Annotated in this window: 15 protein-coding genes and 1 pseudogene; 4 read left to right on the top strand and 12 right to left on the bottom strand. The window is 55.1% G+C overall.

What is annotated here, in order from left to right:
- Nucleotides 1–113 precede the first annotated feature (113 nt).
- Entirely contained in the window at nucleotides 114–575 is a 462-nt protein-coding gene (locus RDN66_RS15265; RefSeq protein ID WP_248538485.1) for a GNAT family N-acetyltransferase, read from the bottom strand.
- A gap of 45 nt (nucleotides 576–620) precedes the next feature.
- Between RDN66_RS15265 and rbn the strand changes: the two genes are divergently transcribed.
- Nucleotides 621–1,538, top strand: coding sequence for a ribonuclease BN (gene rbn / locus RDN66_RS15260; protein ID WP_202217537.1), 918 nt, complete (start codon nucleotides 621–623; stop codon nucleotides 1,536–1,538).
- Nucleotides 1,539–1,603: 65 nt separating this feature from the next.
- The gene (locus RDN66_RS15255; protein ID WP_035892462.1) at nucleotides 1,604–2,599 is read left to right on the top strand and encodes a chemotaxis protein; all 996 of its coding nucleotides are present in this window, start codon (nucleotides 1,604–1,606) and stop codon (nucleotides 2,597–2,599) included.
- Between the two features lie 628 nt (nucleotides 2,600–3,227).
- On the opposite strand, the gene RDN66_RS15250 is transcribed toward RDN66_RS15255, so the two are convergent.
- Together RDN66_RS15250 and RDN66_RS15245 are read right to left on the bottom strand one after the other, a co-directional pair.
- Nucleotides 3,228–3,887 (bottom strand): DUF1345 domain-containing protein, encoded by a 660-nt coding sequence (locus tag RDN66_RS15250; protein WP_308537959.1) that lies wholly within the window; start codon nucleotides 3,885–3,887, stop codon nucleotides 3,228–3,230.
- Nucleotides 3,888–3,942: 55 nt separating this feature from the next.
- Nucleotides 3,943–4,220: pseudogene (locus tag RDN66_RS15245) on the bottom strand (deoxygluconate dehydrogenase); the annotation flags it as partial.
- A gap of 145 nt (nucleotides 4,221–4,365) precedes the next feature.
- On the opposite strand from RDN66_RS15245, the gene RDN66_RS15240 reads away from it, so the two are divergent.
- Nucleotides 4,366–4,755, top strand: a complete 390-nt coding sequence (locus tag RDN66_RS15240; RefSeq protein ID WP_035892469.1) for a hypothetical protein — start codon at nucleotides 4,366–4,368, stop codon at nucleotides 4,753–4,755.
- 92 nt (nucleotides 4,756–4,847) lie between these two features.
- Here the strand turns inward: RDN66_RS15240 and RDN66_RS15235 are convergent, their stop codons facing one another.
- The 3 genes from RDN66_RS15235 to RDN66_RS15225 all read right to left on the bottom strand — a co-directional run bounded on the left by RDN66_RS15235 (nucleotide 4,848) and on the right by RDN66_RS15225 (nucleotide 8,508).
- Complete coding sequence (locus RDN66_RS15235; protein ID WP_202217534.1) at nucleotides 4,848–5,486, bottom strand: histidine phosphatase family protein; 639 nt, start codon at nucleotides 5,484–5,486, stop codon at nucleotides 4,848–4,850.
- A 13-nt stretch (nucleotides 5,487–5,499) separates the two neighbouring features.
- Nucleotides 5,500–7,281 carry a diguanylate cyclase gene (locus RDN66_RS15230; protein WP_308537958.1) on the bottom strand — a complete coding sequence of 594 codons (1,782 nt, stop codon included), beginning with the start codon at nucleotides 7,279–7,281 and terminating at the stop codon, nucleotides 5,500–5,502.
- A gap of 117 nt (nucleotides 7,282–7,398) precedes the next feature.
- Nucleotides 7,399–8,508 (bottom strand): AI-2E family transporter, encoded by a 1,110-nt coding sequence (locus tag RDN66_RS15225; RefSeq protein ID WP_123650140.1) that lies wholly within the window; start codon nucleotides 8,506–8,508, stop codon nucleotides 7,399–7,401.
- Between the two features lie 169 nt (nucleotides 8,509–8,677).
- On the opposite strand from RDN66_RS15225, the gene RDN66_RS15220 reads away from it, so the two are divergent.
- Entirely contained in the window at nucleotides 8,678–9,307 is a 630-nt protein-coding gene (locus tag RDN66_RS15220) for an NUDIX hydrolase N-terminal domain-containing protein (protein WP_202217532.1), read from the top strand.
- A gap of 68 nt (nucleotides 9,308–9,375) precedes the next feature.
- On the opposite strand, the gene nuoN is transcribed toward RDN66_RS15220, so the two are convergent.
- The 6 genes from nuoN to RDN66_RS15190 form a co-directional block, all read right to left on the bottom strand.
- A complete protein-coding gene (nuoN, locus tag RDN66_RS15215) occupies nucleotides 9,376–10,833 on the bottom strand; it encodes an NADH-quinone oxidoreductase subunit NuoN (RefSeq protein WP_035892474.1) in 1,458 nt (485 codons plus the stop codon).
- A 6-nt stretch (nucleotides 10,834–10,839) separates the two neighbouring features.
- On the bottom strand, nucleotides 10,840–12,369 hold the full coding sequence (gene nuoM / locus RDN66_RS15210) for an NADH-quinone oxidoreductase subunit M (RefSeq protein WP_035892475.1): 1,530 nt from the start codon (nucleotides 12,367–12,369) through the stop codon (nucleotides 10,840–10,842).
- Nucleotides 12,370–12,470: 101 nt separating this feature from the next.
- Entirely contained in the window at nucleotides 12,471–14,312 is a 1,842-nt protein-coding gene (gene nuoL / locus RDN66_RS15205) for an NADH-quinone oxidoreductase subunit L (RefSeq protein ID WP_035892476.1), read from the bottom strand.
- Nucleotides 14,309–14,611, bottom strand: coding sequence for an NADH-quinone oxidoreductase subunit NuoK (nuoK, locus tag RDN66_RS15200; protein WP_035892477.1), 303 nt, complete (start codon nucleotides 14,609–14,611; stop codon nucleotides 14,309–14,311). The genes nuoL and nuoK overlap by 4 nt, the downstream gene beginning before the upstream one ends.
- A complete protein-coding gene (gene nuoJ / locus RDN66_RS15195) occupies nucleotides 14,608–15,162 on the bottom strand; it encodes an NADH-quinone oxidoreductase subunit J (protein ID WP_035892478.1) in 555 nt (184 codons plus the stop codon). The genes nuoK and nuoJ overlap by 4 nt, the downstream gene beginning before the upstream one ends.
- Before the next feature lie 11 nt (nucleotides 15,163–15,173).
- On the bottom strand, nucleotides 15,174–15,338 hold a 165-nt coding region (locus RDN66_RS15190; RefSeq protein ID WP_308537965.1), incomplete at its 5' end, for an NADH-quinone oxidoreductase.

Raw genomic sequence — 15,338 nt, 5'->3', positions numbered from 1 at the left:
CGGGGTACTTGTTATAAAAAGCAGTACCCACGATTAGGGAGCGGAAACGTAACGAGGCAATATCGCACTGAAAATCAACGCTCTTTGCCTTTCACTATAGACGGGATTTGGGGTTATGCCTGCGCCACTTCTCGCGCCATCCCCACGTGCGGAATACCATCTTCGTCGTAGACGTCGGTGACGCTGATAAACCCAAAATGGCCGTAGAAGTCGCGCAGATGCGCCTGCGCGCCAAGATACAGCGCCCGCTGCGGCCAATGCTGCTGGCAGCTTGCCAGCGTGCGTTCCATCAGCTGATAGCCAAGACGTTCCCCGCGCACTTCGGAACTGACAATCACCCGACCAATCACCACCGGTTCAACGTCCTCTTCACTCACCAGAATGCGCGCGTAGGCCACCAGCTTGTCGTCTTTCCAGCCCAGCAGATGGCGGTTTTCGCCCACCAGATCGTCACCGTCGATATCCAGATACGCGCAGGCCTGTTCCACCACGAAGACTTCGCTGCGCAGCTTCAGCAGGTCGTACAGCGTCGGGACGGTTAATTCAGAATGGTGCAAATCTTGCCAACGAATCATGGTAGGCTCCTTAGACCTTATTTTTACCGCCAGGGGCGCGGCGCTATGCAATTGACGTTTTTAGGCACATCCGCGGGCGTGCCAACCCGGACTCGCAACGTAACAGCAATGCTGCTGAATCTGCAACACCCAACGCAGCCGGGGCTGTGGCTTTTTGACTGCGGTGAAGGCACGCAGCATCAACTGCTACACACCGCCTTTCATCCGGGCAAAATCGAACGCATCTTTATTAGCCACCTGCACGGCGACCATCTTTTTGGCCTGCCGGGGCTGATTTGCAGCCGTTCAATGTCGGGAAGCGCCCAGCCGCTCACCCTGTACGGGCCAAAAGGGCTGAAGGAGTTTATTGAAACCACCCTGCGTCTGAGCGGTTCATGGACCGATTTCCCGCTGGAAGTCGTCGAAATCAGCGGTGGGGAGATCCTCGACGACGGCCTGCGCACCGTTACCGCCTTTCCACTTAATCACCCGGTCGAGTGCTACGGCTTTCGCGTGGAAGAGCACGATAAGCCAGGCGCGCTGGATGCTCGCAGGCTGATTGCCGCAGGTGTCGAGCCCGGCCCACTGTTCCAGCAGCTTAAAGCCGGTGAGCAGGTAACGCTTGCGGACGGTCGCGTGATTAACGGCGCGGATTATCTTTCCCCCGCCACGCCCGGTAAAAAAGTAGCGATTTTTGGCGACACCGCGCCGTGCGATGCGGCCCTTGCGATGGCCCGCGATGTCGACGTAATGGTGCATGAAGCGACGCTGGAAGCCGCCATGGCGGAGAAAGCCAACAGCCGCGGACACTCGTCAACCGAGCAGACCGCCCAACTGGCGCGGGACGCCAACGCCAAGCGGCTCATCGTGACTCACGTCAGCTCGCGCTACGATGCCGAAGGCTGTCGCCGCCTGCTCGCCGAGTGCCAGGCCTATTTCCCGGCGTGCGAACTGGCCGAGGATTTCGCCACTTTCACGCTGTGATAACGTTTTAGCCGCTCCTGCCGATAACTCAGCTAATAGAGAACGCTTTTTACGCTGAGGGCATGATGGATAACTTCCAGAAAGAGATCGACGACAGGGCTAACCTGACCCTGTCCAACCGTTTTGAGCTGCTGCTTTTCCGCCTCGGCGCGTCATCACAGAGCGACGCCTCGGAGCTGTACGGTATTAACGTTTTTAAGCTGCGGGAAATTGTCCCGATGCCGAGCTTCACCCGCCCCGCCGGAATTAAGCCGCCGCTGATGGGCATGGTGAACATTCGCGATCAAATCATTCCGGTTATCGACCTCGCTGCCGTGGCGGGCTGCAAACCTGCCACCGGCCTGAACATTCTGCTGATTACCGAATATGCCCGCAGCGTACAGGCCTTTGCCGTCGAATCCGTCGAGAACATTACCCGCCTCGACTGGACGCAGATCCATACCGCAGAGAAAGCGGTTAACGGAAAATACATCACCAGCATCGCCTGCCTCGACGATCACCAGGAGAGCAACAATCTGGCGATGGTTATCGACGTGGAGCAAATTCTTTACGACATCACCCCCTCCAATCACGATCTGCACGCCAAAGAGCTGAACCCGCGCAAGTTCAACATCAAGCCGGGCGCAACGGCGATTGTCGCCGAGGACTCGAAGGTGGCGCGCGCCATGCTGGAAAAAGGGCTGAAGGCGATGGACATCCCCGCGCAGCTGCACGTGACGGGCAAAGAAGCGTGGGAGAAAATCGAGCTTATCGCCCAGGAAGCGGCGAAGGAAGGCGTGCCGGTGAGCGATAAAATCGCCCTCGTGCTGACCGACCTCGAAATGCCGGAGATGGACGGCTTTACCCTGACCCGCAAAATCAAAACCGACCCACGGCTGCGCAATATTCCGGTGGTGATCCACTCATCGCTATCGGGGAACGCGAACGAGGACCATATTCGTAAGGTTAACGCCGATGGGTATGTGGCGAAGTTTGAAATTAACGAACTGGCGGCGGTGATTGAGCGCGTGCTGAATAAGGCGGCTGGGAGGGGGGAGAGTGGGCTGCATGCGGTGAGGTAGTCTGGTTTTACCCGCCAGCATGCTTTGCTGGCGGGTAAGATGGCAATAAATACCAGAAGGTAAACGATAAATTCAAATATTAGATTCAAAAATTTAGCTGTATGAATGACTAATACTATTTAAAATAGCTCCTTTATAAGATTCAAGGAAATATTAAAATTACAGTTATAAATTTAATAAAACCCCACTTCATTTCCCGCTGACATAAATAATCAGTAAACGTTGCAATTTTCGAATCAATATGGTTTAAACCTCCAATCAATTAGCTAAACCAATTATTATTTGTTTTTTTGGCGATGCAAAGCAATCATAATAGATCAATTTATTTTTTACCAAAAAAAACACTTGTCATAGTAACATCAATATAATTTAAAAATCATTAATGATATTATATATGTTACAGCCTCTTTGGTTTATATAATATATTATAGTGGAATATATAAAGTTAAAAACATTAACTACAAAATACGATTTACTTTTTTCACTCTGAAAAGAGAATAGAGCCGTGCCACCCGCGGCGTCGCTGCGCTCGGCCGGGCTACACTTGATTCTTGGTGCCCACGTCTGGTGCCGGGATGTCCTGATGTGGCCAGATAATCAAGCCGATTTACCCGAAATGGCGCGGCGTTCAGCTCAACAACCCCGCGCCAACGTTCACCGACAGCCCCAGAATCGCCAGATTGAACACAAAAGAGATAACCGAATGGAGCAATGTAATTTGCCGCATGTCGGTGGTTCCCGTCGCCACATCGGCGGTTTGTGACGCGACGGCGATGGTGAAGGAATAATAGAGAAAATCCCAGTAACCCGGTTCGCCGGGCTTTCCCGGAAAGATCATCGGCGTAACCTCTTCACTCCGATGCAGATAGTGGTGGTGAGCGTAATGCATGGCAAATGAGGTGGGAAGCAAGGCCCAGGATACCGTCAGCGTGGCGCCGGTTAACAGCAGATGCAGTACGCGTGGTGTTCCGGAAAGATGCTTAAGCGAAGTCAGCTCAATCAGGATCGCCAGGATGCTGACCAGACAGCCAATGATCACCATACCCAGCACCAACCCAGCGCTCTCGTCCTGCATTCTGGCTATATGTGGAATATCCCGAACATCGGTACGCAACATCAGAAACCACATAAAGAACAGATACAGCCACGCCAGCACATTCCAGCTAATCAACAGCCGTTGCAGATAACCCAGTCCGGATGGAAGGATGAAAAAGCAGATTACGCCAGCCAGAATAGCAACCAATAAACGCAAACGCGCGCGAAAGTAAGTACTGAAAGAAAGAGTCATGATGTAAGTGGCTTAGAAAAGGGACAATAACTAACTGTAGACCCAAAATTAGCACCTATTCTCGCAAATCTTCGCGAGTTGGCCCTTGAAAGCAGATGCTACCGATGTGGCAACTGCGAGGCTGGGTCAGCACAAAACGAATCGTTTCCCAGATAGAGCGCCCATTCATAAGACGCTCCCCATTCGGGATAGATTATCGACAGGTGCGTCCAACCCAGTCATGTCAAAATCCGGTGGATATAATCCGGTTACCCGTATGTTTTCTTTGGATAATTGTTTAGCGAGCTTTGTGGCAAATCCGCTTAAGCCATGTTTGCTGGCAAAAAAGTTGGGGGGGTGGCAGACAACCTTGAGCATGATACCCTATTCAAGGAAAAGCTATCGAAAACAGTGCGCCCCCTGTAGTCGCGGGACACACATAACGCTGCGCTTATTTAGTCTGCCATATTATGTTTTTCATAACTCTGAAGAGGTATCTATGATCCAATATTTTTCTGAAAAAAACACCCTTGAGAATAGAGCATTGCAAATATGGCAAATTCTTATCGGATTCGCTTATGAACGTAAGATAACTACATATGGAGAGATTGCTAATATTCTTGGTTATAAAGGTGCAGGTACGCTGGATCGCCAGCTAGGGCATATTCTTCACTTTTGTGCTCAAAACAAATTACCACCATTAAGTGTATTGGTTGTAAATTCTGAGACAGGGTTACCTGGAGATGGATTTGATACGACAGGTGACTTACATAAACAGAGAGAAAAAGTATTTAATTTTGACTGGTTTGATATTATCCCGCCAACACCAACTGAGTTTGCTTCAGCGTGGAAAATAGCAGAACAAAATGGCTTTAGTGTTCACTCATAACAACTCGATGAAATTGATAGCAATGCTCCCAACTTACTGATTAGTTGTATCAACCCAAGTTTAAGTTGAGAAACCTGGTAGATAGGACAGGATCAAACCGGATTGTCTGGTGCAGGCGAAGTCCGTAGCAAATGCGTAGCAATCCCCCATTGCAGCGCCGTACATTTCCCCTCATCCAGCTCAAAAGCAGAGTAGCTCGCGTTAGGTTGGGAATAGCGGGGGAAATTATCAATATTGCCTTCTTTCAGCATTGCCAGCACGCCCTGAAGAATATGCCCATGGGAAACAAGACATATCGTCTGGTGTTCTGCCGCGTTCTGTAAATGCTGCAAGAAGTACATAAGACGTCGGGTCGCCGTCAGCAAAGATTCACCACCGGGTGGGCAATACTCAGCATCAAGCCGAAATAACGCCTCAGCTTCATTGGGATAATGGCGAATGAAATCTGCTGAGTACATCCCTTCAAAGTGACCAAATCCCTGCTCTTTTAGCGCAGGTTCCGCCAACAGTGGGCAGCAGAGTCCCTCAGCAAGACTCAGCCCCATATGCCACGCGCGCCCCAATGGAGAGGCGTAAATACGGTCGATGGGGTACGCTTTTTCCAAAAGCGCTTCCAGTAACAATGACGTTTCACGCTGTCCGCGCGGCGTTAACGGGCTATCGCTATGCCCCTGAATGATCCCGGCATTATTCCATTGCGTTTCGGCGTGCCTTACCAATATGACTCTCATCGTAAAAAATGCATTACCCCGCCAGCGACCCAAAACTCACAATCCGCGACCTACCCAACTCCTTCGCCCGATACAGCGCCACGTCCGCGGCACGCAGCAAGTTATCGCTCTGGGCATGCTGCGGGTAGCTTGCCACGCCGATGGAAACGTCCACGTGGCCAATCTCCGCGCCGCTAAAACGCAGAACCAGTTCGCGCACGCCGTCGAAAATCTCGCGGGCGATGCGGTTAGCACCGTCGTCATCCATATCGTAGAGCAGCACCAGAAACTCTTCGCCGCCGTAGCGGAACGCCATGCCGCGGTCGTGCACTACACGCTGAATGGTGGAGGCGACGCTTTTAATCACGCCGTCACCCGCCTCGTGGCCGAAGCGGTCATTGATGTTTTTGAAGTGGTCGATGTCAATCATCAGGCAGCTTATCGGATCATCATTACGGACCGCGAGCCCCATCTGCGTCCGCAAAGTATCCTCCAGATGGTGACGGTTACGCAGGCCGGTCAGCGGGTCGTAGAGCGCTTTTTCCAGTAACGCATCGCGCAGGCGCTGTTTAGCTAACGCCAGGCCAAGCGCTTCTGCCATCAGCTCCAGGTAAGCCCGGGAAGGTGTGGTTTCTTCGTTGAGATTCTGGAAAGAGAGCAGACCGATGGCCTCGCCCTGGGCAATCAACGGCACGCACAGCGTATGGTCAAGACACGATTCAGGGAGGTGGTAGCAGCCGATATCCGGCTCGCCGTGTACCGGCGGGTGGCTTTGCCCGCGGCGCACCGCCCAGCACTCATCCGGGTGGAACGGCGTCGGTTCGCCCTGTGGCGATAGCCAGGAGGCCACGCAGCGCATCTGCCACGGGTCTTTGTCGAGGATATAGAGCCTTCCCGCTACCCCTGGCGCAATATTGGGAGCGAAGAGTTCCGCCACGTTCACCACGTCGTCAAAACACTCGCACCCTTGTAGGCGCTGAGTCATGCGCGCCAGCAGTTCACGTATCGCCCAGTCGGCATCGCGCTGCCGTTCAAGCTGCTGCCGCACCAGGCCGTTTTCGCGGAAAATGCGGATCGCCTGCGCCATGTCGCCGATTTCATCAATCTGTTTAAAGTTAGGCGTTTCAACGGCGTAGTCCTGAGAGGCCAGGCGATGCACTACATCGCTAAGCCGCACTACCGGGCGCAGCACGCGGCGTTTTAATATAAAACCGAGGACAAATAAAAACAGCAGCGCCGTCAGCCCAACCATCACCTCGGATAGCGTGCGCAGGATACGGGAGTCGCGGGTTGCTTCCTGAACTGCGCGTAGCGCGCGTCCATCGAGCAACTGCCGGAAATGGTCTATCCGCTCCTGTGCGCGGTCGAGCTCTTGCTCATACACTTTGCCATACAGCAGCGAGACGGCCAGCGGTGCCTCGTTGTGCGCTAAGTTGGCGAGCGCGGTTTGCTGTTCGTCCTGCAGCTCATCAACAATCTGTAGCCCTTCATGCAGCAATGCCAGCTCTTCCCCCGTCGCCCCGGCGTCCTTCAGCTTTGACAGTCGCTGTTCAATATCAACCTGCTGCTTTTCCCGCTGGTGATATTCGCTCAGCACCTCAGGGTCTTTATTCACCACGTACAGACGTGCCAGGTCGGAAAGCGACCAGGCATCGCCGTCCACTTCATCCGTCAATTGGTCGAACTGCAGACGCTGCTGCACCGCCTGCCGTTCGGCGTTATCCGCGCTGGAGGCCATCAGCATGACGATACCGGAAACAATCGTCAGGCATACCGTTGCGCCGTAGGCCCAGTTGGTTATTGTGGCAATTCTCACCTGTCGGTTCCTTCTATAACCTGAAATCACGGGGCATGATTGAAATTATAGGAAACGCCTGATTTCTCGTGAGAATAAAAAGGCGACCTCAGGCCGCCTTTTGCTATTTCGTGATCATCATACCTCGGGCGGATTCTTGCCCTCTTCGATAAATTCTTCGTCAAGCCCCTCCACATTCCCCGCGTGGTCACGCCCGGAGAAGAGATTCCAGCAGGCGAGGAACAGCGCGGCGATAAGCGGCCCTATCACAAAGCCGTTAATACCGTAAATTTCCATGCCGCCAATGGTGGTGATAAGAATCAGGTAATCCGGCATTTTGGTGTCTTTCCCCACCAGCAGCGGACGCAGAATGTTGTCCACCAGCCCAACAATAATCACGAAGAAGCCGACGATAAACAGCCCCTGCCACACCTGCTGGGTAGCAAAGAGGAAAATCGCTGCCGGCACCCAGATAATCGCCGAGCCCACGGCAGGCACCAGAGAGAGGAAGGCCATCAGCGCCCCCCACAGTACGCTGCCGTCAATGCCGACAATGGCGAAGGCAATGCCGCCGAGCGTCCCCTGCACCACCGCGACCACCGCCGTGCCCTTGACCGTTGCTCGTGTTACACCAACAAACTTGGCAAACAGGTGCTGCTTCACAAAATCGGTTAGCGGGAGTGAGTCAAGGATCTGGTGCACCAGATACGGCCCGTCTTTCAGTAAGAAGAACAGCAGGTAGAGCATGATGCCGAAGCTGATAGCAAAACCGAAGGTGCCTTTACCAATCAGGAACGCGCTTCCAGCGAGATACTGCCCACCGGCCAGCGCCACCTCGGAGAGTTTTTTCTGGATCTGGGCGACGTTATCCAAGTTGTGCTCTATCAGGAATCCGCGCGCCCAGTGCGGAAGATGGGAAAAGAGGCTGGCTATCACCTGCGGGAAGCGCGTGTTGTTCTCCTGTAGCTTGGTGTAAACCACATTCAGTTCGAGCGCCAGCGAGGAGAGGATCACCATCAGTGGAATAAAAACGATCAGACAGATAATGCCGATAGTCAGCAGCGAGGCCAATCCGTTACGATCGCCCAGTGCGCTGCGCAGTTTGTTTTTCACCGGGTTAAAGACGACCGTGAGGATCGCGGCCCACAGAATCGCGGAAAAGTACGGCGATAATACATCAAAGAATGCCCAGGTCACGAGCGCGAGAATGAAAATGAAAAAGCCTTTGGTCAATCCGTTAAAACGCATTAGTGAGTCCTGTTGCGGGGAAACTGTCTCGACTATAGAAGCGTTTAGCCGGATTTACCAGGTAACAATGAAGCAACATTTCATTCTCCTAACGCACGAGTAACCGCGCCAGGTATCCTACAAAGACCGTTTTCCGGCACACTTACCGGAAGACACAACGGGAGGAAGCATGTCAGAAGTACTCAACGAGAACGAACTAACGCTTATTGCCCAACGCCTGCAGGCGCTTGCCCAGACCGGGCTAACCTACACCAGGGACGTCTACGACCGCGAACGCTATGAAGACCTGATGGGAATTGCAGAACGATTATTAACCGCGCGTTTTGATCTCCCCGTAGAAACGCTGCAAAACCTGCATAAGGTGGACACCGGCTATGCCACGCCGAAAACCGACGTCCGCGCGATTATTCTGCATGAAGGCAAGCTGTTGATGGTGCAGGAAGCCGACGATGAAGGCTGGAGCCTGCCGGGCGGCTGGGCTGATATTGGCGATAGCCCCACGGAAGCGGTGGAGCGTGAAGTGCGCGAAGAGACCGGGCTTGAGGTGAAAGTGAGCCGTCTGCTCGGCGTGTGGGATCGCAATCAGCATGGCCACCCGCCCTACCCCTGGCATGTCTACAAGCTGATTTTCCTGTGCGAGACGCAGGGCGGCGAGCTTGCCGTCAGCCATGAATCGCTGGATGTCGCCTACGTTGACCCAGACAATCTGCCGCCGCTCTCCCTGACGCGCATCGTGCCGGAAGAGATCCACGCCAGTATCCGTAGCGTGCACGAAAATAAGCCTACGTGGTGCGATTAAGCTTGTGAGAACCATCCGGCAATAAAAAACCCCGCATCGCGGGGTTTTTTCACATCGGTAACGATGGATTACATCAACGGCATCGCTTTCTGCACAATGCTAATCAGCGGCTGCGGATAAATACCCAGCACCAGCACCAGCAGTGCGGAGATAAGCACCACGATACCGCCCGCGCTGTACTGCCAGTTAGACGGCGCATCGCGGTTTGGTTTTTCCGGTGCGCTCAGGTACAGGCTCACCGCAACGCGCAGATAGTAGTAGAGGCCAATCGCGGAACCGACCACCACCGCGCCAACCAGCCACCACAGGTGCGCCTGGACACCGACGGCCAACACGTAGAACTTACCGATAAAGCCAAGGGTCATCGGGATACCGGCCAGAGACAGCATCATCACGGTCATCACGGCGGCCAGAATCGGACGGTGCCAGAACAGACCACGGTAGGAGTACAGAGAATCTGCATCAGGGCCACGGTATGGGCTCGACATCAGGCTGACAACGCCGAATGCGCCGAGGCTGCTGAACAGATAACCCGCCAGATAAACGCCAACGGCTTCCATCGACATCTCGCCGCTGTGCAGCGCAATCAGCGCCACCAGCAGGTAACCGAGGTGAGAAATGGAGGAATAACCGAGCAGACGTTTGATATTGGTCTGGCTCAGCGCCATCAGGTTACCGAAGATGATGGAAGCGAAGGCGATGAGGCCCAGCACCACGCGTACCGCTTCGCTATCACCAACCGGCGCGTACAGGAACAGACGCATCACGACACCGAAGATAGCAATCTTGCTGGCGGTTGCCAGGAAGGTAGATACCGGCGCAGGCGCACCCTGATAAACGTCCGGCGTCCACAGGTGGAACGGTACCAGAGACAGTTTAAAGCCGAGGCCAACAATCATCATCCCCAGGCCTGCCAGCAGCAGCGGTTCGTGCAGCATGTTGTCGCTGAGGCTCTTACCGAGCGCCAGGAACGACAGGTCACCGGACTGCGCGTACAGCAGCGCCATACCGAATAACAGGAACGACGATGCGGCGGCGGACAGAATGGTGTACTTGATGCTCGCTTCCAGAGAACGTTTCTGACGGAACGCGTAACCAATCAGGCCAAACAGCGGCAGGGAAATCAGTTCAATACCGAGGAACAGCGCCGCCAGGTGATTGGCGTTCGCCAGCAGAATGCCACCGAGGGCCGCAATCAGCACCAGCAGGTAGAACTCTTCCTTGTTGTCGGTATAGCCCTCAAGCCACGGATAGGCAAAGGTACAGGTCGCAAGGCTCGCCAGCAGCACCAGGCCAGTATAGAGCATCGCGTAAGCGTCAACGCGCATCAGCGGCGTGACGTCCATTGCCCCACCCTGGCCAACAAACCAGAGCGAGACCAGCGCGGCGTTAAGACCAATGACCGACAGCGTGGCATTGAGGAAGTGATTGCGTCGCCACGCAATGGAGAGCATCACAACCACCACCGTCAAGCCGACGATCAGCAGCGGTAATAGCGCGATCAGTTGTTGTGGAGTTATTGTCATGGCGAATTACGGCCTTGTAGTAGAAACAGAATTAACAAACCACTGCTGGATGTTACTCATCGCAGAATGTGACGTGTCCAGAATCGGCTGCGGATAGAAGCCCAGCAGAACCAGAAGCACGACCAGCAACAGGACGATAAACAGCTCGCGCAGCGACATCCCTGGCAGTTCTTTTGCCGCGATTTCACTCTTCGCTTTACCAAAGTACGCACGGTGCAGCATCGCCAGCGAGTAAACAGAGGCGAACACCAGACCGAAGGTCGAAATCACCGTAATCGTCGGAACGACATGGTAGCTGCCGAACAGGATCATGAATTCGCCGACGAAGTTACCGGTACCCGGCATCCCCAGCGTACAGACCGCGAAGAACAGCGACAGCGCAGGCAGCCATTTAATTTTGCTCCACAGACCGCCCATTTGACGCATGTCGCGGGTATGCAGACGCTCGTAAAGCTGACCACACAGGATGAACAGGCCGGCTGCGGACAGACCGTGCGCAATCATCTGAATCACCGCGCCCTGGTACGCCAGCTGGCTGCCGGTGTAAATAGCAATCAGCACGAAGCCCATGTGGGAAACGGAGGTATAGGCAATCAGACGTTTGATGTCGTACTGCGTGAACGCCATCCATGCGCCGTAGAAGATACCAATCACACCCAGCCACATGGCGATAGGCGCGAACTCGGCAGACGCGTTCGGGAACAGCGGCAGCGCGAAGCGCAGCAGACCGTAGGCCGCGGTTTTCAGCAAGATACCGGCGAGGTCAACGGAACCTGCGGTTGGTGCCTGCGAGTGCGCGTCAGGCAGCCAGCCGTGCAGCGGCACGACAGGCATTTTCACCGCGAAGGCGATGAAGAAGCCGAGCATCAGCAGATATTCCACGCCGTGGGACATAGGCGTCTTCAGCAGGTCCTGATAGTCGAAGGTCCATACGCCGGTCGCGTTGTGGTGAACGAACACCAGCGCCAGAATGGCAATCAGCATCACCAGACCGCTCGCCTGGGTATAGATGAAGAACTTGGTAGCCGCCGTGATACGCGTTTTACCGTCGGATGCCTTGTGGCCCCACAGCGCGATCAGGAAGTACATCGGCACCAGCATCATCTCCCAGAAGAAGAAGAACAGGAACATGTCGATGGCCAGGAACACGCCGATTACGCCGCCCAGGATCCACATCAGGTTGAGGTGGAAGAAGCCCTGGTATTTCTGGATTTCATTCCAGGAACAGAGCACCGCCAGCACACCCAGCAGACCGGTCAGGACCACCATCAGCAGCGACAGACCGTCGAGCGCCAGGTGGACGTTGATACCAAAGCGTGGGATCCACGGCAGAATAAACTCAGACTGCCACTGCGGCAGGCCGGTGGATTGGGTGAGTGAGTAGCCGCCCTGCAGCCACAGCTGCAGGCCAAGCGCCAGCGTCAGTCCCATGGTAATCAGCGCTATCCAGCGCGGCATCTTCACGCCAAAGCGTTCGGTCTGCCAGCAGAGGAAACCGCCAATAAAGGGAATCAGTATTAGCCAGGGTAATAACATGGCAATTCATTTCCTTATTAATCTATCCGGAGGCGACAATGCCTACCAGAACAGGAAAACAGCACGACATTTTCATGGGGAGGAAGCTCCTCCCCAACGAATTAACGCAATACCATCAACAACGCCAGCACCACCACGGCACCGATGCTCATTGACGCAACATACCAGCGCAGGTACCCGTTCTCGCTCAGCACCAGGCCTTTGCCTGCGAAGCGGGAGAGGATAGCGGGAATGTTCATCAAGGCATTGAGCGGGTCGCGCTTCAGCAGCCAGGCGATGCCAAGGAACGGCTTCACGAACACCTTGTCGTACAGCCAGTCAAAGCCCCAGGCGTTATACCACCAGGTCCCCAGCAGACGGCCAGGCGCGCTGTTGGCGATGGAGGTCACCAACGTGCGTTTGCCCAGCCACAGCCATGCGGCAATCAGGATACCGGCAATCGCTACCACACCTGACGTGATTTCCAGGGTCAGCACGCGGCCATGTTCCAGTTCAGTCGTCGCCGGCAGTACGCCGTGCAGCGGTGGCACAATCAGCGCGCCGATAAAGGTCGACAGGATCATCAGCACAATCAGCGGCAGGTGGTGGGTAATCCCCTTCCCTGCGTGCGCGTGGATCTGCTCTTTACCGTGGAAGACGATGAAGATCATACGGAAGGTATAGAGCGAGGTCATGAACGCACCGACCAGACCCGCTACCATCAGATTGATATGACCGTTGGCCATCGCACCGGCAAGGATTTCGTCTTTACTGAAGAAGCCCGCGGTAATCAGCGGCAGCGCGGAGAGCGCGGCACCACCGACCAGGAAGCAGGCATACACCAGCGGAATAGACTTACGCAGACCACCCATCTTGAAGATGTTCTGTTCGTGATGGCAGGCCAGAATCACCGAGCCGGACGCCAGGAACAGCAGCGCTTTGAAGAACGCGTGAGTCATCAGGTGGAAAATCGCCGCATCCCATGCCTGTACGCCAAGCGCCAGGAACATGTAGCCAATCTGGCTCATGGTGGAGTAAGCAAGAACGCGTTTGATGTCGGTTTGTACCAGCGCGGCAAAGCCTGCCAGCACCAGCGTGACCGCCCCAACAATACCGACCAGATGCAGCACTTCCGGCGTCAGCAGGAACAGGCCGTGAGTACGCGCAATCAGGTAAACGCCGGCGGTGACCATGGTCGCCGCGTGGATCAGCGCAGATACTGGGGTTGGGCCAGCCATCGCGTCCGCAAGCCAGGTCTGCAACGGCAACTGCGCGGATTTACCAACCGCACCGCCCAGCAGCATCAGGGTTGCCCACATCAGCATGTTGTTGCCTGCCGCGAAGTGCGCCGGCGCCAGTTCAACCATTTCGCGGAAGTTCAGCGTGCCCAGCTCGTTGTAGAGAATGAACAGCGCGAACGCCAGGAATACGTCACCGACACGGGTCACAACGAAGGCTTTCATTGCCGCAGCGCCATTCTTCGGGTCGGTGTAGTAGAAACCGATCAGCAGATAGGAGCACAGGCCCACGCCTTCCCAGCCGAGGTACATCAACAGCAGGTTATCGGCCAGCACCAGAACGACCATGCTCGCGATAAACAGGTTGGTGTAGGCGAAGAAGCGAGAGTAGCCCTCTTCACCGCGCATATACCAGGAGGCAAACATGTGGATCAGGAAGCCCACGCCGGTTACCACGGAGAGCATGGTCAGCGACAGGCCGTCCAGCACCAAGTTGAAACCGATGTTGAAATCACCGACGGACATCCACGTCCACAGCGGCAGGCTGAACGCCTGCTTGCCGTTGGCGAAGAAGTCGACACCTGCGTACGCGGTCACCAGCGCCGACAGGCCAATCGACCCCATCCCTACGGTGGCGGCCAGGTTTTCTGACCAGCGCCCACGGGAGAAGGCCAGCAGGACGAAGCCAATGAACGGGAAAATAATGGTTAAGGCAAGCATGTTCATCCGCGCAACTCACTTACTGAATCGATGTTCAGGTTCTGGCGGCGACGATGGAGCTGCAGCAGCAGCGCCAGGCCAATACTCGCTTCCGCAGCGGCAAGCGTAATGGCGAGGATATACATCACCTGACCGTCGGTCTGGCCCCAGTAGCTGCCGGCGACCACGAAGGCCAGCGCGGCGGCGTTAATCATAATTTCCAGCCCAATCAGCATAAACAGCAGGTTGCGGCGGATAACCAGACCGGTTAAACCCAGCACGAATAAAATCGCCGCGAGGATCAGCCCATGTTGTAAAGGAATCATGCGTGTTCCTCCGTTTTCCTTTTCGCGCTATCGCCAGCACGGTTGCTCAACACTTCGCCCATGCGGTCTTCACGACCGATATGGAAGGCCACAACCAGACCCGCCAGCAGCAGCATCGATGCCAGTTCAACCGCCAGCACGTACGGCCCGAACAGGGCGATACCGACTTCTTTCGCGCTGATAGCGTTACCCTCAATGCCCTGGTCGTTCAGGCCCATGATGGCGTAGACCATCACCGCCAGCAGCACGGCGGACAGTACTGCCGGGCCAATCCAGATTTGCGGCTTCAGCCACTGACGTTCCTGAGCAACTTCAGCGCCGCCCAGGTTCAGCATCATCACCACGAAGACGAACAGCACCATGATGGCGCCCGCATAAACGATGATCTCCAGCGCCCCGGCGAAGTACGCGCCCAGCGAGAAGAACACCCCGGCGATAGCCAGCAGCGAGACAATCAGATACAGCAGCGCGTGTACCGGGTTAGTGTGCGTAATCACTCGCAGGGTCGCGAGGACAGCAATCAGGCCACAGATATAAAAAGCGAATTCCATTGCCCCTCTCCTTACGGTAACAGGCTCTTGACGTCGATAGGCTTAGCTTCGTTCTCTGCTTCGCCCTTATCTTTGCCGTCGATTGCCATACCCGCCATCCGGTAGAAGTTATATTCCGGGTATTTGCCCGGACCGGAAATCAGCAGATCCTCTTTTTCGTACACCAGATCCTGACG

Origin of the sequence: uncultured Kluyvera sp. (assembly GCF_902485085.1) — a bacterium.
Taxonomy (GTDB): domain Bacteria; phylum Pseudomonadota; class Gammaproteobacteria; order Enterobacterales; family Enterobacteriaceae; genus Kluyvera; species Kluyvera ascorbata.
The sequence above is the reverse complement of the archived record's forward strand: the minus strand, read 5'-3'. Positions and strand labels throughout refer to the sequence as shown.